Here is a 21,997-nt window from a genome sequence, read left to right on the forward strand (position 1 = left end):
GACAAGCGCGGCGGGGGCAAGCATGCGAGGGATTCGACATGGCAGTGGTGCGACAGACGCTGGTGTATGATGGCCCGGGCGGCCCGTTCGAAGGCGTGGCTGCGTGGGACGATGCAGTTACGGGCAAGCGTCCGGCGGTGCTCGTGCTCCCCAACATCCTCGGCCAGAAGGAAGCGGACAATCGCAAGGCGGAGGCGCTGGCGGCGCTCGGCTATGTCGCGCTGGCGGCGGATGTGTTCGGCCAGGGCAAGCGCACGCGGCTCGGCGACCCCGAGATGGGCCGCTACATGGCCGAACTGAACGCCGACCGCGTCCTGCTGCGCGACCGCCTCCAGGCTTCGCTCGATGCGCTGACGGGGCTGGCGGTGGCCGACCCGGCGAAGCGGGCGGCGGTCGGTTTCTGTTTCGGCGGCAAATGCGTGCTCGATATGGCGCGCGCCGGGCTGCCGATCCTGGGCGGCGTCTCGTTCCACGGCGTCTATGACCGCCCCGATTATGCCAATGTCGCGCCGATCACCGCCAAGCTGCTGGTCTGCCATGGCTGGGACGATCCGATCGCGCCCCCTGAGGCTGTGGTGGCGCTGGCGCAGGAACTGACCGAGGGCGGCGCCGACTGGCAGCTCCACGCCTATGGCCATGCCGGCCATGCCTTTACCGATGCCGATCGCAAGGGTGGACCGAACCCGGCGATCGCCTATGAGCCGCGCGCCGACGCACGCAGCTGGCGCGCGACGGTGGATTTCCTGGCCGAGATTTTCGGCTGACCAGCCGGCGCCTTCCCGCGCGGGCGGGCGCCGGATTCCCTTACAGAATGCGCGACATGAACCGGCTGGCCGGATCGGCGCGATAGTCGCCAAAGGGCGGGCAGTCGGTGAAGCCGAACTGGCGGTACAGCGCCTGCGCGGCCTCGAACGCAGGCGTGGTGCCGGTTTCGAGGCTGACCCGGCGGTAGCCGCGCTCGCGCGCGACACCCAATATGTGCGACATCAGCGATGCGCCCGCGCCGCGACGCAGCTGGTTCGGGGCAGTGCGCATGCTCTTGATCTCACCATGCCCGGGCTCGAGCGCGCGGAGCGCGGCGCAGCCGAGTAATGCTCCCTCGCGCCAGGCACTCCAGAAGCTGATGTCCGGCTTGCGCAGGCCTATCAGGTCCAGCACATGCGCGCTGCCCGGAGTCGGGTGGGCCGCCACCTCTTCCAGATGCATGCGGAGCAGCGCCTGTACCTCGGGCGTGTCGAGGCCCCCGTCGCGGATTTCGATCAACGCGCGGCTCTATGCCCGAATGGTTGCTGGTCGATCATCACTGCCCCCCGTTGTGCGCCGCTGCCCCAAGGGGGATCCCCCATCCCCCGACACCACCATTGCGGCAGTGCGATAACATTCTGTTACCGCCGGTAGGACTTGTCACGCGCTTTTCCGACGCGAACGCAGCGATTCCGGGTTACAGGGTCAGGGTAAGGAAGCGGCTGAACGGATCGTTGGCGGGGTAGTCGGCAAAAGCGCCGCAGGCCACGAAGCCGCGCCGGGCATAGAGGCGCAGGGCCGGTTCGAATGCCGGCGCCGAACCGGTTTCCAGACTCAGCCGGGTAAGCCCGAGGGCGCGGGCGACGGCGATGATGTGGTCGAGCAATGCCGCACCTACGCCTTTCCCCAGATGTTCGGGCGCGGTGCGCATCGACTTTACTTCGCCATGCGTTGCGTCCAGCTGCTTCAACGCGCCGATACCAAGCAGCGTGCTGCCGTCCCACGCACTCCAGAAACGGACATCGGCGGCACGGAGCGCCGACGGATCGAGAAAATGGCAACTCTCCGCGGGCGAGCTGGCGCGCATGCCGCTTGCGTGCAGGCGCAGCAGATTCTGCACCTGCCCATCGTCCAGCCCGCCGTCGCGGATCGCGATCACAGTTCGTCGATCATGCCCGCCAGCGTCTCCAGGCACGCATGCGCCAGCAGCTTGCTGCGGATCGGCGACCAGCCGAACTCGGGATCGGCGTTCGCATCATGGTCCTTGAACGGCATTTCCAGCGTCATCGACACTGCGCCGAACCGCTCGGCGAGCTGGTTTGTCGACATCGACAGATTGGCCTTGCCCGGCGCCGACTTGTCATAGCCAAGCTCGGTCTGGAAGTCGGGCGTATGCGCGGCGAGCCGGCGACCGAATTCGTAAAACTTCTCGCCCAGCGCGTCGGTCCAGCTCGGGATGCCTTCGAACCCGGCCAGGAAATTGGCCGGGATCGCCTCGTCGCCATGCACGTCCATTGCGAAGGTGACGCCGGTCCCGTCCATTGCGTTGCGGACCGCGAGCACTTCGGGGCTGCGCTCGGGGGTGGGGCTGTGCCATTCGCGGTTGAGATTTACGCCCGCCGCGTTGGTGCGCAGGTGCCCGCGCCGCGACCCGTCCGGGTTCATGTTCGGCACGACATGGAAGGTTGCCTTTTCGCGGAGCGTGCGGGCGACTTCGTTGTTCTCGTCGGTCAGGAACTCGAGCGCGCCTTCGGCCCACCATTCGGCCATGCTCTCGCCCGGATGCTGGCGGGCATAGAGCCACACCGTTTTGGGGCCGGTGCCCAGCGTCAGGCAGTCGAGCGGCTGGCCGTCCAGCGTCGTGCCAAGCTGGCGGTGCGTGACGCCTTCCATCAGCGCGATGCGGCTGATCAGGTCGTGGTGGCGCTCCATCGAATAGGGCGCGAAATAGGCAAACCAGGTGAGGTCGGTCTGGCAGTGGTGGCGGAAGGTCAGGACGCCGTCGGCATAGTCCGTCTCCACCATCCGCCACGATTCGTGATCCGCCGACCAGCGCGCCTTGTAGCCCGGCCAGCCGAACGGATAGGCCGATCCCGCGGCGTTCAGGATGCGGAACGTCAGCGTCCGTCCGGCCGCGCCGGCGACGCGGAAGTGGAACCACTGATAGAAGTCGGACTCATGATCCTTGACGATCTCGAGGTCGACCCGATCGCCTTCGATGGCGACGACGCGGATGTTGCCGCTGTCGAACGCGGCGTTGATCTGGATGCTCATTTCACCGTGATAGTGATGCCGGACTCGCCGGGGAAGTCCTTGAACAGCGCGGCGGCCAGCCGCTGGGCGCTCGCAGCGGGCTGGTTGTCGTCCAGGCCGACGCCGGTGGTGTCGGCCTTGCCTTCCCACACGACGCTCATGTCGGAGCGGCGGCGCAACTGCACCCACAGTTCCGAGGTCAGGATCGGGTGCTCCTTGCGCTTGCCGATGCCGAACGAGAAATCTCCGCCGACGCCCACGCCGCCGCCACGTCCGCCATTGAACGTGCCCCCGCCCAGACCGATCTGGACTGGCGGCGGATCTTTGACGACGCCGCGCGAAATGCGGGTGAACGACACGCTGGCAGTGTAGCCTGCGGGGCGTTCGCTGGTGGCGGGAACATAGCCCTGCCGCGCCAGTTCCGCCTGCACCGCATCGGCATAGATCTGGAACTCCGGCGAGACATCCATCGCGCCGCTCATCGGCTCGACCTGTACGGTGGTGCGCTCGAGCGGCTGGTTCAGATGATAGCGCGTCACGTCGATCGGCGCATGGTGGCTGGTCGCCGTGCAACCGGCGGCCAGCGCCGGGGCGGCCAGAAGCACGGGGATACGCAGATACTTCTTCACGGCTATGCACTCCTGTTTCGCGGGCGGAACGGGTCTATCGTCCCAACCCGGCTCCGGTCGAGTCGGTTCCTGTTGGATTCGCCATGCTGCGATAGGATTGCATGCCCGTGCAGGCATGTTGCCGCTGCCCGGGCTTGCTGTCGGAATAAAATGCCACTACATAAAAATGGTGGACATCGAGTTCGATCCCGCGAGGACGCGGCGAACATCGCCAAGCATGGCATATCGCTCGCCGACGCTGCGGCGTTCGACCTAGCTGCTGCGGTCGTGCTGATCGACGATCGCGCGGACTATGCCGAAATTCGCTATCGCGCCTTTGGCCGAGTGGAGGGAGAACCGCGCGGCCTTGTTTTTACCCTGCGGGAGAATGTGATCCGCGTGATCAGCTATCGCCGGGCTCATGAAAAGGAGATGCGTCGCCATGGCGTCTAGGAAAAAGCCCGCGGTGGTTTTCGACGAGGATAACCCCGAATGGACCGAGGCGGATTTCGCACGTGCGCGCCCGGCGGCTGAGGTGCTTCCGCCGGAGGTGCTGGCCGCCTTCGGTCCGGGCAAGCGCGGTCGGCCGGTGGGGTCGACCAAGCCCGATGCCAAGCGCTCGCTCACCCTGCGGCTCGATCCGGATGTGATCGAGGGCTGGCGGGCGACCGGTGCGGGCTGGCAATCGCGGATGAACGATGCGCTGCGCGCGGCGCTGCGCGAGGTGCGGTGAGGGAATGCCATCCGGCGCAGGCCGAAAGGCGGCGCTTTGCCTTGACTTCCTCGGCCGGCGACTATAGGCGGGCGCCTCTTTTCCGGCATTCCAGATAATTTTGAGAAGCGAATCGGTCATGAAGATCGTGAATTCATTGAAGTCGCTCAAGGGGCGGCACCGCGACAACCGCGTGATCCGCCGCCGTGGCCGGATCTACGTGATCAACAAGACTCAGAAGCGCTTCAAGGCCCGCCAGGGCTGAGCCTTCGGGTGGGGACGCCGCACGCCGTCATTTTCGACGTCGGCAACGTCCTTTTTCCCTGGGAACCGCGCAAGCTGTACGAGCGCCTGTTCGACGACGAACAGGCGCTCGACGCATTTTTGTCGCAGGTCGTTACCAAGGCATGGCACTTCCAGCATGACGCTGGTCGCCCCTTCGCCGAAACCTCGGCGGAGCTGAGTGCGCTGTACCCGGAGCATGCCGAGATGATCGCGCTCTGGGGGCCGAAGTTCGGCGAGCAACTGGGGCCGCCGATCGCCGGCATGGCCGAGCTGGTGGCGGAGCTCGATTCGGCGGGCGTGCCGCTCTACGCCATCACCAATTTCTCTGGTGAGTTCTGGCGCGAATGGGCGCCGCAGCAGGGTGCGATCTTCGGCCGTTTCCGCGACATCGTCGTCTCGGGTGACGAGAAGCTCGTGAAGCCCGATCCTGCCATCTACGCGCTCGCGCTCGACCGTTTCGGCCTGAAGGGCCCCGATTCTGTGTTCGTCGATGACATGCCCGCCAATGTCGAGGCCGCGAATCGGGCCGGCATCAACGGTGTGCTGTTCACCGGCAGCGCGGCGGCCTTCCGCAGCGATCTGGTCCGGCTGGGCGTGCTGGCGGCCTGATTCGGTCCGTTACCGGGCGCCTCCCCAGGCGGCGCCCGGGGAGGCTCGAACGGCTTATTGCCCCTCGGCGCCCTGATAGTTTTTCAGCTCGTCACCCAGGATCGTCACCACGTGCAGCACGTTGGTGGAACCCGGCGTCTTGAACGGCACGCCTGCGCACACGATCACCCGATCGCCGGCATCGGCCAGGCCATGGCGCAGCACCATCCGCTTGGCCTTGGCGACCATTTCCTCGAACGAATCGACGTCGCGGGTGTGGACGGCATGCGTGCCCCATAGAAGGCCCAGCCGCCGCGCCGTGTCGCGTTCCGGCGTCAGCACCAGGATCGGCACGCTCGGCCGCTCGCGAGCGATACGGCGCGCGGTTGAACCCGAGCTGGTGAAGCAGATGATCGCCGCAGCCGACACCGTGCTGGCGATGTTCTTCGCCGCCTCGGCCAGCGCGTCTGCGGTGGTGGGGTCGGGCTTGGTAACGGTGAAGTGGACGCGCTCGCCATGCGCGGGGTCGCGTTCCACAGCATCGGCGATCGAGTTCATCATCGACACCGATTCGACCGGCCATTTGCCCGCCGCGCTTTCGGCCGACAGCATGATCGCGTCGGCGCCGTCATAGACCGCAGTCGCCACGTCCGACACTTCGGCGCGGGTGGGCGAGGGGCTCTCGATCATCGATTCGAGCATCTGCGTCGCGACGATCACCGGGCGGCCCAGCCGGCGCGCGGTCTCGACGATCCGCTTCTGCAGCGGCGGCACCGACTGCGGCGGCAGTTCGACGCCCAGGTCGCCGCGCGCGACCATCACGCCGTCGCACTGCTCCATGATCTCGTCGAGCCGGGCGATGGCCGAAGGCTTCTCGATCTTGGCGAGCAAGGCTGCCTTGCCGCCGATCAGCCGGCGTGCCTCCATCAGATCCTCGGGCCGCTGGACGAAGCTGAGGGCGATCCAGTCGGCGCCCATTTCGACGGCGAAGCTCAGGTCGCTGCGGTCCTTCTCGGTCAGCGCGGCGAGCGGCAACACCATGTCGGGCACGTTGAGGCCCTTGTTGTTCGACAGCGGGCCGCCGACTTCGACGATAGTGGTCAGCCGGTCGGGCGCGGCATGGGTCACGCGCAGCACCAGCTTGCCGTCGTCGAGCAGCAGCCGTGCATTTTCGTGCGCCGCCTCGAAGATCTCGCGGTGCGGCAGTTCGACGCGCGTGGCGTCGCCCGGCGTGGGATCGCGGTCGAGGGTGAATTCATGGCCGGTGACCAGCATCACCTTGCCATCGGCGAACTTGCCGACGCGCAGCTTCGGCCCCTGCAGGTCGGCGAGAATGGTGGTCGGGCGGCCCGTCACCTTCTCCATCGCGCGGATCGCCTCGAACACCGGCCGCTTCGAATCCTGGTCGCCATGGCTCATGTTGATGCGGAATGCGTCGGCGCCTGCGCGGAACAGCCGCTCGATCATCTCGGGGCTGTTGCTGGCCGGGCCCAGCGTTGCGAGCACGCGAACCTTGCGCGAACGGGGAGGGATCGCCTGTGTCATCGTTGTCATCCTCGGCTTGTGCGAGCCCGCCTCTAACCTCTAATGCGACGGGATCAACAGCGGAGACGCGCAATGGATGAACTTGATCGGCTCGACGACGCCACGGCCGCCGCTGCTTTCCGTCGGCTTGTGCGCCACCTGCGCCATCGCAAAGATGCTCAGAACATTGATCTGATGGGGCTTTCCGGTTTTTGTCGCAACTGCCTGGGGGACTGGATCCACGAAGCCGACCCCGCCATCGACAAGGCCGCGGCCCGGCGCATCGTCTATGGCATGGACCAGGCGGAGTGGAAGGCGAAGTACCAGAGCGAAGCCACGCCCGAACAACTGGCGCGCATGGAAGCGAGCCTGAAGAAGAATGCCGAGCTGGACGAAGCGCTCGACGAAAGCTTCCCGGCCAGCGACCCGCCGGCGATGACCGAGCCGGGGCGCGGATAAGCACTGCCCGCGGATAAGGGTTGAGCACGCGGCGCGGCTTCAGTAAGCGCCCGGGTTCATCCTTTCCTTTCCGGAAGGCCGGCCCCGCGCCACGCGATTCGGGGCAGCGGCCGTCCGGCGCCATTTTCAGGAGCCGAACACCCATGTCCGATAATATTTCCGCCGAGCAGCTCCGCCTCCTGATCGAGCGCATCGAGCGGCTCGAAGAGGAAAAGAAGGGCATCGCCGACGACATCAAGGACGTCTATGCCGAAGCCAAGTCGACCGGCTTCGACGTAAAGACGATGCGCAGCATCGTCCGCCTGCGCAAGATGGAGAAGCATCACCGCGAAGAGGCCGAGATGCTGCTGGAAACCTACAAGCAGGCGCTGGGCATCTAATCCCGCGCACATGGCGCTCGCCTGCTATCCGCGCTAAGGCGAGCGCTTTCCACACCCTATTGCAGGCATTTCGGGTTCACCATGGCAGGCCATTCCAAATTCAAGAACATCATGCACCGCAAGGGCGCGCAGGATAAGAAGCGCTCGGCGATGTTCTCCAAGCTCAGCCGCGAAATCACCGTGGCGGCCAAGTCTGGTCTGCCCGATCCGGACATGAACCCGCGCCTGCGCGCCGCGATCAACGCCGCCAAGGCGCAGTCGATGCCCAAGGACAATATCCAGCGCGCGCTCGACAAGGCGAGCAAGGGTGAAGGCGAGAATTACGAAGAAATCCGCTACGAAGGCTTCGGCCCCGGCGGCGTTTCGCTGATCATCGAGGCGCTGACCGACAACCGCAACCGCACGGCTACCAATGTGCGCACGGCGGTATCGAAGAACGGCGGCAATCTCGGCACGGCCGGCTCGGTCAGCCACGGCTTCGACCGCATGGGCCTGATCACCTATCCCGCCGCCGCAGGCGATGCGGAGAAGGTGTTCGAGGCGGCGCTGGAGGCGGGCGCGGAGGACGTATCGAGCAGCGAGGACGGCCACGAGATCTGGACCGCCCAGGGCGATCTGCACGAAGTCGCCAAAGCGCTGGTGCCGGTGCTCGGCGAATCCGAAGGCGCGAAGCTCGCCTGGCGTCCGCAGACCGTGGTGACGGTTGGCGCCGAGGACGCTGCGACGCTGTTCAAGCTGATCGACGCGCTCGACGACGACGACGACGTCCAGACCGTCTGGGGCAATTACGAAGTGCCCGACGACGTGATGGAGAAGCTGGGCTGATCTGAACGGAAAGGGGAGGGGCGTTGATCATCCTCGGCCTCGACCCTGGCCTCGGCACCACGGGATGGGGGCTGATCCGCGCCGAGGGCAACCGGCTGAGCCATGTCGCCAACGGCCGGCTCGTCACCGATACCAAGGCGCCGCTGCCGCGCCGGCTGGCGCATCTCGATGCGATGCTGGCGGCGCTCATCACCGATTATGCGCCCGAGGCGGCGGCGGTCGAGGAAGTGTTCGTCAATTCCAACGCCCAGTCGACGCTCAAGCTCGGCCAGGCGCGCGGCGTGGTGCTGTGCGCGGCTGCGCGCGGCGGGGTTGACGTCGGCGAATACAAGCCCAGCACCGTCAAGAAGTCGGTGGTCGGTGTCGGCAATGCCGACAAGGAACAGGTCCATGCGATGGTCTCTCGCCTGTTGCCGGGCGTGAAGATCGCCGGCGCTGACGCGGCGGATGCGCTGGCGGTGGCGATCTGCCACGCCCATCATCTGGCGAGCGCGCGCATGGGCTTGCGGTAGCGTATCCACCCAATGCCTATGGCCCCGGCCGGCGTTCCCCTCCCGCTTGCGGGAGGGGCTAGGGGAGGGGTTGAGCTGCGACTGCGCTTTTCCCGGCGGGGATTCCCCTTTGGTCCCTCCCCCGACCCTTCCCGCAAGCGGGAGGGGAGCGTCAGCGCCGCCGGCTCGCCAGTCTTCTTGCGCCAGCCCTGCCCGCCGATTTCGGCTTTCCTACCGGGCCTTGTTCCGCTTATGTACCGGGTGTGACCCGAACCATCCGCCTTGTCCCTGGCCTCGTCCCGCTGCGCTCTGCAGCCCTCGCGCGCATACGCGCGGTACCCTCAACTTCCTCAACTTTGCCTCCGGAGCGCACGCGATGATCGCCCATTTGCGCGGTACGCTGGCGGTCAGCGGTGCGGACTACGCCGTGATCGACGTGAACGGCGTCGGTTATCTGGTCGGTGCCTCGGCCAAGACGCTCGACAAGCTCGGCGCCACCGGCGAGCTGGTGACGATTCATACCGAAATGCTGGTCAGCGAGGATTCGATCCGGCTGATGGGCTTTGCCACGGCCGACGAGCGCGACTGGTTCAAGCTGCTCACCAGCGTGCAGGGGGTGGGGGCAAAGGTCGCGCTGGCGATCCTCTCTATCCTCGCGCCCGAGGAACTGCGCACCGCCGTTGCCCGCGCCGATGCGGCGACGATCGCCCGGGCGAATGGCGTCGGGCCAAAGCTCGCCCAGCGCATTGTCAACGAACTGAAGGACAAGGCCGGCGGCCTCGCCTTGGGCGGCGCGGGGGCGACGGCGGCGCCCAGCGGCGGCGCCGCGGCCGATGCCGTGTCGGCGTTGCTCAACCTGGGCTTCAAGCCGGCCGAGGCGAGTGCGGCGGTGAACGCCGCCAGTGACGAGCTTGGCCCGGCGGCCTCGCTCGATGCGCTGGTCCGCCTGGCGCTGCGCAAGGCCGCGAAGTGAGACTGGTTCCGGGTGCTTCCCCGCACCGGGAAGAAGCCACATCAACCTTTTGAGAAAATGTCATGGAAATCGAAGTCTCCGCCGAAGCCAAGGACAAGCGCCTCAACCGCAAGGTGGCGATCACTGTCGTGACGCTGTCGGTGTTCACCGGCGTGTGCGGCATCAAGGACGGCAATATCGTCCAGGCCATGGAGCAGGCCGAATCCGCCTCGGTCGATCTGTGGAACGAATATCAGGCGACCAAGACCAAGCAGCATCTTGCGGAAACCAGCCGCGCGGAAATTGCGCTGCTCGCTGCCGATCCGGCCAGGGCGGCGCCGGTGCTGCGCGGGCTCGACGGCGATATCGCCAAGTACAAGGCCGAGGCGCCGAAGCTCGCCGAACAGGCCAAGGCGAAGACGGCGCTGTACGATGCGCTCAACGTGCATGACGACCAGTTTGATGCCAGCGAGGCAGCGATCGCCACGGCGATTTCGATCTCGGCGGTAGCGGCGTTGTCGGAAACCGGCTGGCTGCTGGGGGTCGCCTGGGTGTTCGGCGCGTTCGGCCTGCTGATGGGGCTGTGCGGCTTTTTCGGCTGGAGCTTCCACCCCGATGTGCTGAGCACGGTGCTGGGGTGAACCGAGGATTGGCCTTTGGTTCTCTCCAGAAAGGAGAAGGGGAGCGCCCGCCCGCTTCCGTTCCGCTCCCGCTTGCGGGAGCGGGGCGCAGCGTCGAGCCGCATCGGTCCGCCGCCGACGATCGCGCGCGTTTCGGGCGGCGGATTGCCCTCGTGCAGCGTGAAGCGCGCGGCGAGCGCGCGGCGCAGTGTGTCCGAAACGCGGGTGGCGAGGTACAGATCGGCCATGGTCGAGGTGATGCGCCTCTCCGCTCGGCTTGGCGAGTTCTGCCGGGCGCCATCGACCGGCGCGCCTGCGGCCGCTACACGGACCTGATCGCATGACCGATTCCGACCGCCTTCTCACCGCCGGCCGCCGCGCCGAAGATATTGACGCCGCACTGCGGCCGAAAAGCCTGGACGAGTTTGTCGGGCAGAAGGCGGCGCGTGAAAATCTGCGCGTGTTCATCGATGCTGCCAAGGCGCGCGGCGACGCGCTCGACCATGTCCTGTTCTTCGGCCCGCCGGGGCTGGGCAAGACCACGCTCGCCCAGATCATCGCCCGCGAAATGGGGGTGGGGTTCCGCTCGACCTCGGGCCCGGTGATCGTCAAGTCGGGCGATCTCGCCGCACTGCTCACCAATCTCGAGGACGGTGATGTGCTGTTCATCGACGAGATTCACCGGCTGAACCCGGCGGTGGAAGAAGTGCTGTATCCGGCGATGGAAGACCGCGCACTCGATCTGATGATCGGCGAAGGCCCGTCGGCACGTAGCGTGCGGATCGAATTGCCGCGCTTCACGCTGGTCGGCGCGACGACGCGGCAGGGATTGCTGACGACCCCGCTGCGCGATCGCTTCGGCATTCCGGTGCGGCTGCAATTCTACACGGTCGACGAGCTGGAGCGAGTGGTGACGCGCGCCGCCGGGCTGCTCGGGCTCGGCATCGCGCCCGATGGTGCCCGCGAAGTCGCCCGCCGCTCGCGCGGCACCCCGCGTATCGCCGGCCGGCTGCTGCGCCGGGTGCGTGACTTCGCCAATGTGCTCGGCGAGGATGTGGTCCATGCCAAGGTCGCCGACGCGGCGCTGACTCGGCTGGAAGTCGATGCGCTGGGCCTCGACGCGATGGATAGGCGCTATCTCACCATGATCGCCGATATTTACCGCGGCGGTCCGGTGGGGGTGGAAACGCTCGCCGCCGGGCTCAGCGAGCCGCGCGACACGATCGAGGAAGTGATCGAACCCTATTTGATCCAGCTCGGCCTCGTCGCGCGCACGGCGCGCGGTCGGTGTCTCAACCCGGCGGGCTGGAAGCATCTCGGGCTCAATCCGCCGGCAGGAACGCAGGACGGTCTGTTCGACGGATAGCGGCAGCCGCCGCCCGTTCCTGTCCCGGCACTTCCCGCCCGGTGCCGCGTTTCCCCAGCCTCACATGGAGTTGCACGATGGCCTATCCCCAGCCCTGGCATGCCGATCCGGCCCGGTATGACGGGCGGATGCCCTATCGCCGTTGCGGCGTCAGCGGGCTCGATCTGCCAGCGATCAGCCTTGGGCTGTGGCAGAATTTCGGTGGCGCCGATGTATTCGAAAACGGCCGCGCGATGCTGCGCCGCGCGTTTGATCGTGGCGTGACGCACTTCGATCTCGCGAACAATTACGGCCCGCCCTATGGCTCGGCCGAGGAAAATTTCGGGCGCGTGCTCGCGACCGACTTTGCTAGCCACCGCGATGAATTGATCATCTCGACCAAGGCGGGGTGGGACATGTGGCCGGGGCCGTACGGCGATGTGGGGGGCAGCAAGAAATATCTGATCGCATCGTGCGACCAGAGCCTGAAGCGGATGGGCCTCGACTATGTCGATATCTTCTATTCGCACCGCGTCGACCCCAGGACGCCGCTGGAAGAGACGATGGGGGCGCTGGCGCAGATCCACGCCCAGGGCAAGGCGCTCTATATCGGTATTTCCAGCTATTCGCCCGAGCTGACGCGCAAGGCTGCTGCGATCCTCGCCGAACACAAAGTGCCGCTGCTGATCCACCAGCCCAGCTACTCGATGCTCAACCGCTGGATCGAAGACGAACTGCTCGACACGCTGGCTGATCTCGGCACCGGCTGCATCGCCTTCTCGCCGCTGGCGCAAGGCATGCTGACTCGCAAATATCTGAATGGCGTGCCCGAGGATGCCCGCGCAGCAAAGGGTGGATCGCTGAACCAGCGGCTGCTGTCCGACGAGAATATCGCCCGCATCCGTGCCCTGAACGCCATTGCCGAGCGGCGCGGCCAGACGCTGGCCCAGATGGCGATTGCCTGGGTGCTGCGCGATCCCCGCGTCACCTCGGCGTTGATCGGCGCGCGCACGGTGGAGCAGCTCGACGATTCGCTCGATGCCGTGAACAATCTCGATTTTTCGCCCGAGGAACTGGCGGAAATCGATGCTCATGCGACCGAAGGCGCGATCGATCTTTGGAAGGTTTCGTCCACCCTAGAGGAATTGCCCCAGCGATGAGTGTCGCCTTCCGCCGCGAGAGCGACGAGGAACATAAGGAACCGAAGTTCGAGCTGCCGCTGCCGCCCGGGCCCAATCTCGTCACGGCGCGTGGGCTTGAGCTGATCGCGGCGAAGATCGACGGGCTGGAAGGCGCCATCGCTGCCGAGCCCGACGAAGAGGCGCGGGAAGGGCTGAAGCGCGAATTGCGCTACTGGAATACCCGGCGCGCCACGGCACAGCTGGCGCCGCCGCTCGAAGCGGGTGTGGCGGGCATCGGTGCTCGGGTTAGGATCCGGATGGGCGGCCGCGAGCGCGAGATCGAAATCGTCGGTCATGACGAGGCCGATCCGGCGATCGACCGCCTGGCGTTTCAGGCCCCCCTGGCGCACGCCCTGCTCGGCGCCGAGGTTGGCGAGCGCGTGGACTTCAACGGACGGACAGAAGCGATCGAAATCGTTGCCGTGGAGCAGATCGGCGGGTGATGGATCCCCGTAATCCTCCTCCGGGGTCGCGGGCCGGAGGAGGATGCTTGCGGGGAATCGCCAGCCCCCGACCTATGCCATGTTCTGCACGGTCGGGGCCGAGAAGCCGGTCCAAAATGGGTGTGATTGCAGCCGGCTAGTGCCGATTGTTCAGCCCACCCGGGCGGCCTGTCGCCCGATCGGCTCTCAGCTCAGATGCTTCGCGTGCTTGCCGCCATAACGCTGGCCGAGATAGTCGTTCAGCTTGCGGAGATAACTATGGGCGACATGGGCGCTTTCCGACCGGCAGGGCAGCGGATTCTTGCTGATGCCTTCCGCTCGCCGCTCGACCTTCGCGCAGAGAAGTTCGATGTCGCGGCGCGAGAGCAGATTCTTCTCGCGCATCAGGCATAACAGGCTTTCCAGGATGATCAGGCTTTCTTCACCTGCATTGGTCGGCGACTCGTCGGGGGACACTGCATCACTCTCCTATTTTTGTATTTGTCACGATATGCAGATTTGATCCCCTGACAAGCAGTTACTCGAGCCCTCCTCCCAGCGTGCGGTAGAGCGTGACCAGGTTGTTTGCGCGGCTGAGCCGGGTGCTCACCAGCTGTTGCTCGGCGGCATAGGCGCTGCGCTGCGCGTCGAGCGCGGTCAGGAACGAATCGACCCCGGCGCGGTAGCGCGCGTCGGACAGCTTCGCTGCCACCGTTGCTGCCTCCGCCCGCGCCGTCTGGGCGGACAGCTGCTCGTCGATCGTGCCGCGCTGCGCCAGTGCATCGGATACTTCGCGAAAGGCGGTCTGAATCGTCTTCTGGTAGTTGGCGACCGCTCCCTCACGCGCTGCACGGGCGGCTTCCAGATTGGCCTGGTTCCGCCCGAAGTCGAACAGCGGCAACGTTGCCGACGGCGCGACCGAATAGGTGCCTGTGCCGGTGCCGAACAGCTGGCGCAGCGACGGGCTGATCGTGCCGATTGTTGCGGTGAGCGACAGGCGCGGGAAGAACGCCGCCCGCGCGACGCCGATATTGGCGTTCTGCGCGATCAGCTGATGTTCGGCCTGCAGCACATCCGGGCGACGCAGCAGGATGTCCGAAGGCAGCGCGCCCGGCAGCGTGTCGATCGTCGCCGGCTTGTCGCCCAGTGCCTCCGGCTGCAGTGCCTCCGGCACAGGCGCGCCGGTGAGCAGTTGCAGCGCGTTCAGGTCTCGGGCGATCTGCGTCTGCAGTACGGCCACATCGTTCCGCGCGGACTGATAGCTGGTTTCGGCCTGGCGTGAGGCGAGCTCCGACGCCACGCCGGTGCGGAACTGGGCGCGCGTCAGTTCCAGCGTCTGCTCGAACGTCTTCAGCGTGCGCTGCGCGATGGCGAGCTGGTCCCGGTCCGACGCCAACGTCAGCCATGCGCCGGCGATTTCGCCGATCAGGGCGACGCGCGTGGCGCGCTGCGCTTCTTCGGTCGCGAAATATTGCTCCAGCGCCGCCTGGCTGAGGTTGCGGATACGGCCGAACAGGTCGAGTTCGAACGACGAGACACCGGCATTGGCAGTGAAGCTCTGGACATCCTTGACGCCAGCGCTGCCCGTCGCGCCGCCCGTGCTGGCGGCGAAGGACGCCGTGTTGGTGTAAGTGCCGCTGCCGCTGGCCGATATGGACGGGAACAGGTCGGCGCGCTGGACGCGATATTGTGCGCGGGCCTGCAGCACATTGGCTGCGGCAATTCGCAGATCCTGGTTGTTCGCGAGGCCAAGCGCGATCACCTGGCGCAGGCGTTCGTCGACGAAGAAGTCACGCCAGCCGATCTTGCTGATGTCGGGCGCGTCCGTCGCGGCGGCGGGATAGATGCCGCTGCCCTGCGGCAGCGCCGCCGGTACCGCCGCTTCTGGTCGGGCATAATGCGGCGCCAGATTGCAGCCGCCGAGCAAGGTGCCGGCGGTCAGCGCGACAAGGGTGGGGATACGCATATTCACGGCCTTCAGGCTCCCTGCGGCGTGCTGGCGCCGCCATTGTCGTGCGGTTCTTTCGGTGTCTCCGTTCGCTTGGTCTTGCGGCCGCCGAACGCGCCCCGCACCACCACAAAGAACATCGGCACCAGGAAGATCGCCAATACGGTGGCGGAAAGCATACCGCCCACCACCGCGCGGCCGATCGCGTGCTGACCGCCGGCACCCGCGCCCGTCGAGATCGCGAGCGGCAGCACGCCGAACACGAACGCCAGACTGGTCATCAGAATCGGCCGCAGACGGAGTTTGGCGGCGGTGATCGCGGCGTCGAATGCCGACATGCCTTCGCGCATCCGTTCCTCGGCGAATTCGACGATCAGGATCGCGTTCTTTGCCGACACGCCGATCGTCGTGATCAGGCCGACCTGCAGATAGATGTCGTTGCCGAGCCCCGTCAGCCAGGCCGCAAGCAGCGCGCCGATAACGCCGAGCGGCACCACCATGATGACCGACAGCGGCACCGACCAGCTTTCATACAGCGCAGCAAGGCACAGGAACACGATCAGCAGCGAGAGGGCATAGAGCGCAGGTGCCTGGCCGCCCGAGGCCTTTTCCTCATAGGATAGGCCGGTCCATTCAAGCGCCGTGCCCGGCGGCAGCTTGGCATGGATCGATTCCATGATTGCCATCGCATCACCGGTCGAAACGCCGGGGGCGGGGGCCCCCAGAATCTCGATCGCCGGCTGGCCGTTATAGCGCGTGAGCTGCACCGGCGCCGTTTGCCACGACAGCGTCGAGAAGGCGGTGAACGGCGCCATCGTGCCGGCAGGACTGCGGACGTACAGGCTGGCGATGTCCTCCGGACGCAGGCGATAGGGCTCATCGGCCTGGACATAGACGCGCTTGACGCGGCCACGGTCGATGAAATCGTTGACATAGCTGCCGCCCCAGGCGGTCGCGATCGTGCTGTTGATCGATCCGAGGTCGAGGCCCAGCGCCTTTGCCTTGTCCTGATCGATATCGACCTTGAGCTGCGGCGCGTCTTCCAGTGAGTTCGGGCGGACGCCGACCAGCTTGGGGTTCTGCATCGCCATACCCAGCATCATGTTCCGCGCCTGGAGCAGTCCTTCGTGGCCCAATCCTCCGACATCGACGAGCTGCAGGTCGAAGCCCGTGGCATTGCCCAGTTCCTGTACCGCCGGCGGCGTCGTCGCGAAGATCAGCCCGTCATGATACTGGCTGAATGTCGCCATGGAGCGAGCGGCAATCGCCTGCGCCGAATTTGCGCTGCCACGGCGTTCCTTCCAGTCCTTCAGCGGAATGAAAGCGAGGCCGCTATTCTGGCCCGCGCCCGCAAAGCTGAAACCGTTTATCGTGAACACGCCCTGCACATTGCCCGCTTCCTTCTGGAGGAAGTGGTTGCGGATCATCGCGAGCCCCTTCTCGGTGCGCGCCGACGTCGCGCCCGAGGGGCCCTGAACCAGCGCAAGAACGATGCCCTGGTCTTCGTCCGGCAGGAAGCCCGATGGCAGGCGCAGGAACAGGAAGCTCATGCCGCCGATGATCAGCAGATAGACCAGTGCCGACCGCTTCCAGCCCCGCGTGACCCCCCGGACGCCCTTTTCGTAGCGCGCCTGGCCCTGGTCGAACTTCTCGTTGAACCAGCGGAAGAAGCGCGCGAGCGGACCATGGCCTTCAAGCTTGCTCGGATCGTGCGGCTTTAGGATCGTCGCGCAAAGCGCCGGAGTGAGGATCAATGCGACGAACACCGAGAGCACCATTGCCGAGACTATGGTGATCGAGAACTGGCGATAGATCACGCCGGTCGATCCGCCGAAGAACGCCATCGGAACAAATACGGCAGACAGCACCATCGCGATGCCGACCAGCGCGCTCGAGATTTCGTCCATCGACTTGCGCGCGGCATCGACGGGACTGAGATGTTCGGTAACGATCAGGCGCTCGACATTTTCGACGACGACGATGGCATCGTCGACGAGCAGGCCGATCGCCAGCACCATGCCGAACAGTGTCAGCGTGTTGATCGAGAAGCCGGCGATCGCCATCACCGCGAAGGTGCCGAGCAGCACCACCGGAACGGCGATCGTCGGGATCAGCGTGGCGCGGAAGTTTTGCAGGAACAGGAACATCACCAGGAAGACGAGGACGACCGCCTCGATCAGCGTGTGGACGACCTGTTCGACCGAAAGCCGCACGAACGGCGTCGAGTCATAGGGATAGATGACCTTGATGTCGCTGGGGAAGGTTTTGGCGATCTCCGCCACGCGTGCCTTCACTGCATCGACGGTGGTCAGTGCATTCGCCCCCGGGGCCAGCTTGATAGCAATGCCGGTTGACGGTTTGCCGTTGAATTGCACATCGAAGCCGTAAACTTCGGCGCCGATTTCCACCCGCGCGACATCGCGTAGCCGGACGACTGAACCGTCGCTGCCGCTCTTCAGGCGGATCGCGCCGAACTGGGCTGGCGTGGTCAGGCGCGACTGTACGGAGACGGTTGCGTTGAGCATCTGTTCCTTCGGCGCAGGCAGTGCGCCGAGCTGCCCGGCGGATACCTGCGCATTCTGTGCGCGGATCGCCTGGGTAACGTCGTCGACGGTCAACGCATAATTGGTCAGCTTTACCGGGTCCAACCAGATGCGCATCGCATATTGCGAGCCGAACACTTCGGTGTCGCCCACGCCGGACACCCGCGAAAGGGGATCCTGCAGCTTCGACACGGAATAGTCGGCCAGGTCGACGCCGTTATGCGCGCCGTTTTCCGAATAGAGGCCGACGACCAGAAGGAAATTCTGGGTGGCCTTGGCAACGCGCAGCCCCTGCTGCTGGACTTCCTGCGGCAACAGCGGGGTGGCTGCCTGCAGCTTGTTCTGCACCTGCACCTGGGCGATGTCGGGGTTGGTACCCTGTTCGAAGGTGAGGGTGATCGTCACCGTGCCCGACGACGACGAAGACGACGAGAAGTAGCGAAGGTTGTCGATACCCTTCATCTGCTGCTCGATGATCTGCGTCGTCGTGTTTTCCAGCGTCTGCGCGTCGGCGCCCGGATAGGTCGCCGTGATCGACACGGCGGGCGGGGCGATGGCCGGAAACTGGGCGATCGGCAGGCTGCGGATCGCCAGCAGACCCGCGAGCATCAGGATGATCGCGATGACCCATGCGAAAATGGGTCGATCGATGAAATAGCGCGACATGGGGCTTACTTCGCCTGTCCAGAGTTCGGGGCGCCCGACTGGCCCGCCGCCGGCTTGGCGTTCGGGTTCCAGGGCTGCGGCGTTACCGGCGCGCCGGGACGCAGCATCATCCCGCCTTCGACAATCACCTTGTCACCAGGCTTCAGGCCGCTGCTGACGACCCAATTGTCGCCCGAAGTGCGGCTGGTCTGGATCGGTCGGGCTTCCACCTTGTTGCCGGCACCCACCACCATCACGAGCGGGTTGCCGCGTTCGTCACGGCTCACCGCCCGCTGGGGGACGAGTATCGCGCTCTGCTGGGTTCCCTGGGCAAGGCGCGCGCGCACGAACATGCCCGGCAGCAACAAGCCATTGGGATTGGGGAAGATCGCACGGATGATCTGGCTGCCGGTGGACGGATCGACCGTCACGTCCGCGAAGCGGATTTCGCCTTCCAGGCCATAGGTGTTGCCGTCTTCCAGGATCAACTGCACCTTGGCATTGCCGTCGCGCGATACCTTGCCGGTCATGATCTGCTGGCGGAGCTTGAGGATGTCCGTGCTCGACTGCTGGATGTCGACATAGATCGGGTCGAGGCGCTGGATCGTCGTCAGCGCACCCGCCTGGGCCGCGGAGACCAGCGCGCCCGTCGTGTAGAGCGAGCGGCCGATCCGGCCGCCGATCGGGGCGCGGATCAGTGTGCGGCCCAGATCGATCTCGGCATTGCGCAACGCAGCCTGCTGGGCCGCGACATCGGCGCGCGCCTGTGCGGCGGCTGCGACGGCATTTTCATAGTCCTGCTTGGCGATGGCGTTGATCTTGACGAGTTCGCCATAGCGACGCGCCAATGCTTCGCTCGTCGCGATCGATGCCTGGGCGCGAGCGAGCGTGGCGCGCGCGCTGGCGACCTGCGCGCGATATGGCGCAGCATCAATCCGGTAGAGCGGCTGGCCCTGGCGCACCATGTCGCCTTCGGTGAACAGCCGCGCTTCGATGATGCCGTTCACCTGCGGCCGTACGTCAGACGTCTCAAAGGGCGAAGTCCGCCCGGGCAACTCGGACGTCAGCGTGACAGCCTGTTGCTGGACGGTCACAAAGGAAACCGGCGGCGGACCACCAGCACCTGCCCCGCCGGGGCCACCAGGAGCACCCTGTTGTGGAGACTGGCTGCCACAAGCGGCAAGCAGAAGTGCCAGAGCCGGCGTGGAGTGACGAAAAAATGTCATGCGTATGCCTGCCGAATGATATATGTGAGTGAACGTTCGCTCACATTCGCCGCTACTGCGAAGCAAGTGACCGGGTCAAGAAGGAATTATAGGCGCAAATGAAGGTGTCAGTCGTGGGTGAGGAGCATGGGGCGAGCGGCAATCGGGCGGAGGCGCGTCGGCAGCGAATCATTGCTGCAGCGCGCATGTTGTTTGTTGCAAACGGTTTTCATGCAACCGGCGTCGCGCAGATCGCGAAGGAATCAGGGGTCGCGGTAGGGCAGATTTACCGGGATTTTGCATCCAAGGAAGAGATTGTGGCGGCCATCGTCCAAGCCGACTGCTTGGAGTTTCTCGACCATGATTCGCTGCAGCGCGGAATCGTGCACGGTGACGCGGACCTGATCTGGCGGTGGATCGCCGATTTTCTCGATTCGGGACGGGACGATTCCGATCCGCTGCTGGGGGAGATCATTGCGGAATGTGCCCGCAACGGCCGGGTGGCCGCCGTCTTCGAGGAGGTTCGTCGCGACGTGGAGAGCGCGATGTACGCGGCAATGGCTGCACTCGCGCCCGGCGAAGAACTGGCGGAGCGACGCAGGGCTCTTGCCGATCTCCTGATGGCGATGTCGCTAGGAATCACCCAGCGGCGCCTGATCGCAGGGGATGATTCCGGTAGCCAGATTGCGATACTGGCGCTCGACATGGTCCGCAAGGAGGTTGCCGCGATGCGTGCCATGCATCGCAGTCAGGACATCGCCGCCTGATCTTTAGCGTCTAGAAGGAGCCGGGCACGTCGCGTTGTACGGGGCTGGGCCGCGCCGGCGACAGCAGCAGGCGTTCGCGTTTGGTGCCGACGCTTTCGACACTCAGGCTGGCAGTGCTGCTGATCCGGCTGCAACTGCGCCCGGCGACGAAATCGAGTGCGGCCCGTATCGATGACTCGCGCGGGTCGCCCAGCGGATAGGAAATGTCGTCGATCGCGCTGCAGCTTGCCTCCACCGTATTGGCGAGGCCGCTGAAATAATTGCCCTGATGGTTGGCATTCTGGGTCGCGAAGGCGATCACGCGCAGCCGGTCGTCGCATTCCGGCTTGTCCAGCGCAATCTGGCCGACCGGCTTGCCATAGGTGTTGGTGCCGACCAGCGCGGCATTGGCGTGGAGATAGGGAATCTGGGTATTGATCACCAGCTCGCTCGCCGACGCTGTGCCCCGCGTGCCGATAAAGGCGATGCGCGTCGGCGCGATCGATTCGGGCTGGGGCGCAAAGTAACGGACCTCGTCATTGGCGGACTTTTCCGGCCGGAACGCCGTATAGTTGAGCACATCGCTGGTCGTTCGCGCACCGCCCAGCAGGTCGCCGAACAGCTGCGCGATCGATAGGAGTCCGCCGCCATTATAGCGCAGGTCGACGATCACATTGGTGATCCCTTGTGCCTTGAAGTTCGAAAAGGCGCTGCGCAAGGCCGGTTCGGCGGTGCTGATGAAGGTGCGCAGATTGACATAGCCAACGCGCCCGCCGCTGACCGGATCGGTCAGTATTTGTGCGCCATATCGCGATGAAACCGGTGCGAGGGTAAAGTCGGTCTTGGTCACGGAAACCGTGCGCGTGGCGCCGTTCAGATCCTGAACGCGCAGCGCGCGGGTCGTGCCGGCGGTGTCGGGCCCCAGCGCAGCGGTTACGCCGTCCAGCCCCTGGCTGTTGATGATGTCGCTGACGTTCTGGAGATTGCTGCTGCTGGTACCGATCGCCAGAATCTGGGTGCCGCGATCGATGCCCGCCTGCAGCGCGCTGGTGCCTTCATAGCTTTCGATCACCCAGATTCCGGTGCCGCCGTCGGTGGCAAGGCGAAAGCCGTAGCCGGCGCTCGAACCGGACGAATAATAGGCATTTTCCTGCGCGATTGACGTCAGATAGGTGAAATGCCGATCGCGCCCCTGCGAGCGGGCAGTGGCGGTCAGTGCGTCGAGATAGTCGCTCGCATTGCTATAAGGCGTCGGATCCAGCGTCGCCGGCAGCGTTTCCGGGAACAGATACCATTCACGCATTGCGGCGAGCAGCCAATCCTCGCGCGCGCGCAGGGTGCAGGCGGCCGAAGTGGGCGTAGGCGTCGGGGATGGCGTGGGTGTCGGGGCCGTGCTGGTGCCGGGCTGGGATACCGATCCCCCGCTTCCGCCCCCGCCGCAACTCGCCAGCAACGCGGCCAGTACCACGACCGAAACCCCCGAACGCGCTGCCGACATATATATTTTGCTCCCCGGCCCGC

At 65.6% G+C, this 21,997-nt stretch carries 25 protein-coding genes; 15 read left to right on the top strand and 10 right to left on the bottom strand.

Annotation, left to right across the window (positions count from 1 at the left end; genetic code table 11):
- Positions 1-38: 38 nt before the first annotated feature.
- Positions 39-764, top strand: coding sequence for a dienelactone hydrolase family protein (locus ACT53K_RS10975; protein ID WP_476228668.1), 726 nt, complete (start codon positions 39-41; stop codon positions 762-764).
- Positions 765-804: 40 nt separating this feature from the next.
- On the opposite strand, the gene ACT53K_RS10980 is transcribed toward ACT53K_RS10975, so the two are convergent.
- From ACT53K_RS10980 to ACT53K_RS10995, 4 genes are all read right to left on the bottom strand, one after another.
- Entirely contained in the window at positions 805-1,263 is a 459-nt protein-coding gene (locus ACT53K_RS10980) for a GNAT family N-acetyltransferase (protein ID WP_476228669.1), read from the bottom strand.
- Positions 1,264-1,441: 178 nt separating this feature from the next.
- Entirely contained in the window at positions 1,442-1,903 is a 462-nt protein-coding gene (locus ACT53K_RS10985; RefSeq protein ID WP_476228670.1) for a GNAT family N-acetyltransferase, read from the bottom strand.
- Positions 1,900-3,018, bottom strand: a complete 1,119-nt coding sequence (locus ACT53K_RS10990) for a M14 family metallopeptidase (protein WP_476228671.1) — start codon at positions 3,016-3,018, stop codon at positions 1,900-1,902. Before ACT53K_RS10990 ends, ACT53K_RS10985 begins: the two co-directional genes overlap by 4 nt.
- Positions 3,015-3,626 (bottom strand): DUF4136 domain-containing protein, encoded by a 612-nt coding sequence (locus ACT53K_RS10995; protein WP_476228672.1) that lies wholly within the window; start codon positions 3,624-3,626, stop codon positions 3,015-3,017. Before ACT53K_RS10995 ends, ACT53K_RS10990 begins: the two co-directional genes overlap by 4 nt.
- A gap of 150 nt (positions 3,627-3,776) precedes the next feature.
- On the opposite strand from ACT53K_RS10995, the gene ACT53K_RS11000 reads away from it, so the two are divergent.
- The 4 genes from ACT53K_RS11000 to ACT53K_RS11015 all read left to right on the top strand — a co-directional run bounded on the left by ACT53K_RS11000 (position 3,777) and on the right by ACT53K_RS11015 (position 5,211).
- Entirely contained in the window at positions 3,777-4,058 is a 282-nt protein-coding gene (locus ACT53K_RS11000) for a BrnT family toxin (protein ID WP_476228673.1), read from the top strand.
- Positions 4,048-4,338, top strand: coding sequence for a BrnA antitoxin family protein (locus tag ACT53K_RS11005; RefSeq protein WP_476228674.1), 291 nt, complete (start codon positions 4,048-4,050; stop codon positions 4,336-4,338). The genes ACT53K_RS11000 and ACT53K_RS11005 overlap by 11 nt, the downstream gene beginning before the upstream one ends.
- A 118-nt stretch (positions 4,339-4,456) precedes the next feature.
- Positions 4,457-4,582, top strand: coding sequence for a type B 50S ribosomal protein L36 (ykgO, locus tag ACT53K_RS11010; RefSeq protein WP_010543750.1), 126 nt, complete (start codon positions 4,457-4,459; stop codon positions 4,580-4,582).
- A gap of 8 nt (positions 4,583-4,590) precedes the next feature.
- The gene (locus tag ACT53K_RS11015) at positions 4,591-5,211 is read left to right on the top strand and encodes an HAD family hydrolase (RefSeq protein ID WP_476228675.1); all 621 of its coding nucleotides are present in this window, start codon (positions 4,591-4,593) and stop codon (positions 5,209-5,211) included.
- A 54-nt stretch (positions 5,212-5,265) separates the two neighbouring features.
- Here the strand turns inward: ACT53K_RS11015 and pyk are convergent, their stop codons facing one another.
- Positions 5,266-6,735, bottom strand: a complete 1,470-nt coding sequence (gene pyk / locus ACT53K_RS11020) for a pyruvate kinase (protein ID WP_476228676.1) — start codon at positions 6,733-6,735, stop codon at positions 5,266-5,268.
- 72 nt (positions 6,736-6,807) lie between these two features.
- Between pyk and ACT53K_RS11025 the strand changes: the two genes are divergently transcribed.
- From ACT53K_RS11025 to ACT53K_RS11065, 9 genes are all read left to right on the top strand, one after another.
- Positions 6,808-7,173 carry a DUF1244 domain-containing protein gene (locus ACT53K_RS11025; RefSeq protein WP_476228677.1) on the top strand — a complete coding sequence of 122 codons (366 nt, stop codon included), beginning with the start codon at positions 6,808-6,810 and terminating at the stop codon, positions 7,171-7,173.
- Positions 7,174-7,316: 143 nt separating this feature from the next.
- Positions 7,317-7,553 carry a DUF2312 domain-containing protein gene (locus tag ACT53K_RS11030; RefSeq protein ID WP_476228678.1) on the top strand — a complete coding sequence of 79 codons (237 nt, stop codon included), beginning with the start codon at positions 7,317-7,319 and terminating at the stop codon, positions 7,551-7,553.
- An 81-nt stretch (positions 7,554-7,634) separates the two neighbouring features.
- Positions 7,635-8,378, top strand: coding sequence for a YebC/PmpR family DNA-binding transcriptional regulator (locus tag ACT53K_RS11035; RefSeq protein WP_476228679.1), 744 nt, complete (start codon positions 7,635-7,637; stop codon positions 8,376-8,378).
- 23 nt (positions 8,379-8,401) lie between these two features.
- The gene (ruvC, locus tag ACT53K_RS11040; RefSeq protein WP_476228680.1) at positions 8,402-8,890 is read left to right on the top strand and encodes a crossover junction endodeoxyribonuclease RuvC; all 489 of its coding nucleotides are present in this window, start codon (positions 8,402-8,404) and stop codon (positions 8,888-8,890) included.
- A 355-nt stretch (positions 8,891-9,245) separates the two neighbouring features.
- Positions 9,246-9,842, top strand: a complete 597-nt coding sequence (ruvA, locus tag ACT53K_RS11045) for a Holliday junction branch migration protein RuvA (RefSeq protein WP_476228681.1) — start codon at positions 9,246-9,248, stop codon at positions 9,840-9,842.
- A gap of 62 nt (positions 9,843-9,904) precedes the next feature.
- Positions 9,905-10,462 carry a DUF4337 domain-containing protein gene (locus ACT53K_RS11050; RefSeq protein ID WP_476228682.1) on the top strand — a complete coding sequence of 186 codons (558 nt, stop codon included), beginning with the start codon at positions 9,905-9,907 and terminating at the stop codon, positions 10,460-10,462.
- A gap of 319 nt (positions 10,463-10,781) precedes the next feature.
- A complete protein-coding gene (gene ruvB / locus ACT53K_RS11055; RefSeq protein WP_476228683.1) occupies positions 10,782-11,807 on the top strand; it encodes a Holliday junction branch migration DNA helicase RuvB in 1,026 nt (341 codons plus the stop codon).
- 77 nt (positions 11,808-11,884) lie between these two features.
- Entirely contained in the window at positions 11,885-12,946 is a 1,062-nt protein-coding gene (gene mgrA, locus ACT53K_RS11060) for an L-glyceraldehyde 3-phosphate reductase (protein ID WP_476228684.1), read from the top strand.
- Complete coding sequence (locus ACT53K_RS11065; protein ID WP_476228686.1) at positions 12,943-13,410, top strand: GreA/GreB family elongation factor; 468 nt, start codon at positions 12,943-12,945, stop codon at positions 13,408-13,410. The genes mgrA and ACT53K_RS11065 overlap by 4 nt, the downstream gene beginning before the upstream one ends.
- Positions 13,411-13,596: 186 nt before the next feature.
- On the opposite strand, the gene ACT53K_RS11070 is transcribed toward ACT53K_RS11065, so the two are convergent.
- The 4 genes from ACT53K_RS11070 to ACT53K_RS11085 form a co-directional block, all read right to left on the bottom strand.
- Positions 13,597-13,866 (bottom strand): hypothetical protein, encoded by a 270-nt coding sequence (locus tag ACT53K_RS11070; protein WP_476228688.1) that lies wholly within the window; start codon positions 13,864-13,866, stop codon positions 13,597-13,599.
- 61 nt (positions 13,867-13,927) lie between these two features.
- Positions 13,928-15,355: an efflux transporter outer membrane subunit gene (locus ACT53K_RS11075; RefSeq protein WP_476228689.1), complete on the bottom strand. Its 1,428-nt coding sequence runs from the start codon at positions 15,353-15,355 to the stop codon at positions 13,928-13,930.
- Between the two features lie 11 nt (positions 15,356-15,366).
- Positions 15,367-18,546, bottom strand: a complete 3,180-nt coding sequence (locus ACT53K_RS11080) for an efflux RND transporter permease subunit (protein WP_476228690.1) — start codon at positions 18,544-18,546, stop codon at positions 15,367-15,369.
- Between the two features lie 5 nt (positions 18,547-18,551).
- Positions 18,552-19,751: an efflux RND transporter periplasmic adaptor subunit gene (locus ACT53K_RS11085; protein ID WP_476228691.1), complete on the bottom strand. Its 1,200-nt coding sequence runs from the start codon at positions 19,749-19,751 to the stop codon at positions 18,552-18,554.
- Positions 19,752-19,849: 98 nt separating this feature from the next.
- Between ACT53K_RS11085 and ACT53K_RS11090 the strand changes: the two genes are divergently transcribed.
- Positions 19,850-20,497 (top strand): TetR/AcrR family transcriptional regulator, encoded by a 648-nt coding sequence (locus tag ACT53K_RS11090; RefSeq protein WP_476228692.1) that lies wholly within the window; start codon positions 19,850-19,852, stop codon positions 20,495-20,497.
- Positions 20,498-20,507: 10 nt separating this feature from the next.
- Here ACT53K_RS11090 and ACT53K_RS11095 read toward each other — a convergent pair whose 3' ends face one another.
- Positions 20,508-21,974, bottom strand: coding sequence for a S41 family peptidase (locus tag ACT53K_RS11095; protein WP_476228693.1), 1,467 nt, complete (start codon positions 21,972-21,974; stop codon positions 20,508-20,510).
- Positions 21,975-21,997 lie beyond the last annotated feature (23 nt).

This window comes from Sphingomonas sp. DMC8 (assembly GCF_056314185.1).

Bases quoted from the DNA above. Each gene is read 5' to 3' on its own strand.
- ACT53K_RS10975 (WP_476228668.1), top strand. From the start codon at position 39: ATGGCAGTGGTGCGACAGACGCTGGTGTATGATGGCCCGGGCGGCCCG.
- ACT53K_RS10990 (WP_476228671.1), bottom strand. From the start codon at position 3,018: ATGAGCATCCAGATCAACGCCGCGTTCGACAGCGGCAACATCCGCGTC.
- ACT53K_RS11000 (WP_476228673.1), top strand. From the start codon at position 3,777: ATGCCACTACATAAAAATGGTGGACATCGAGTTCGATCCCGCGAGGAC.
- ACT53K_RS11005 (WP_476228674.1), top strand. From the start codon at position 4,048: ATGGCGTCTAGGAAAAAGCCCGCGGTGGTTTTCGACGAGGATAACCCC.
- ykgO (WP_010543750.1), top strand. From the start codon at position 4,457: ATGAAGATCGTGAATTCATTGAAGTCGCTCAAGGGGCGGCACCGCGAC.
- pyk (WP_476228676.1), bottom strand. From the start codon at position 6,735: ATGACACAGGCGATCCCTCCCCGTTCGCGCAAGGTTCGCGTGCTCGCA.
- ACT53K_RS11025 (WP_476228677.1), top strand. From the start codon at position 6,808: ATGGATGAACTTGATCGGCTCGACGACGCCACGGCCGCCGCTGCTTTC.
- ACT53K_RS11030 (WP_476228678.1), top strand. From the start codon at position 7,317: ATGTCCGATAATATTTCCGCCGAGCAGCTCCGCCTCCTGATCGAGCGC.
- ACT53K_RS11035 (WP_476228679.1), top strand. From the start codon at position 7,635: ATGGCAGGCCATTCCAAATTCAAGAACATCATGCACCGCAAGGGCGCG.
- ruvA (WP_476228681.1), top strand. From the start codon at position 9,246: ATGATCGCCCATTTGCGCGGTACGCTGGCGGTCAGCGGTGCGGACTAC.
- ACT53K_RS11050 (WP_476228682.1), top strand. From the start codon at position 9,905: ATGGAAATCGAAGTCTCCGCCGAAGCCAAGGACAAGCGCCTCAACCGC.
- ruvB (WP_476228683.1), top strand. From the start codon at position 10,782: ATGACCGATTCCGACCGCCTTCTCACCGCCGGCCGCCGCGCCGAAGAT.
- mgrA (WP_476228684.1), top strand. From the start codon at position 11,885: ATGGCCTATCCCCAGCCCTGGCATGCCGATCCGGCCCGGTATGACGGG.
- ACT53K_RS11065 (WP_476228686.1), top strand. From the start codon at position 12,943: ATGAGTGTCGCCTTCCGCCGCGAGAGCGACGAGGAACATAAGGAACCG.
- ACT53K_RS11075 (WP_476228689.1), bottom strand. From the start codon at position 15,355: ATGCGTATCCCCACCCTTGTCGCGCTGACCGCCGGCACCTTGCTCGGC.
- ACT53K_RS11080 (WP_476228690.1), bottom strand. From the start codon at position 18,546: ATGTCGCGCTATTTCATCGATCGACCCATTTTCGCATGGGTCATCGCG.
- ACT53K_RS11085 (WP_476228691.1), bottom strand. From the start codon at position 19,751: ATGACATTTTTTCGTCACTCCACGCCGGCTCTGGCACTTCTGCTTGCC.
- ACT53K_RS11090 (WP_476228692.1), top strand. From the start codon at position 19,850: ATGAAGGTGTCAGTCGTGGGTGAGGAGCATGGGGCGAGCGGCAATCGG.
- ACT53K_RS11095 (WP_476228693.1), bottom strand. From the start codon at position 21,974: ATGTCGGCAGCGCGTTCGGGGGTTTCGGTCGTGGTACTGGCCGCGTTG.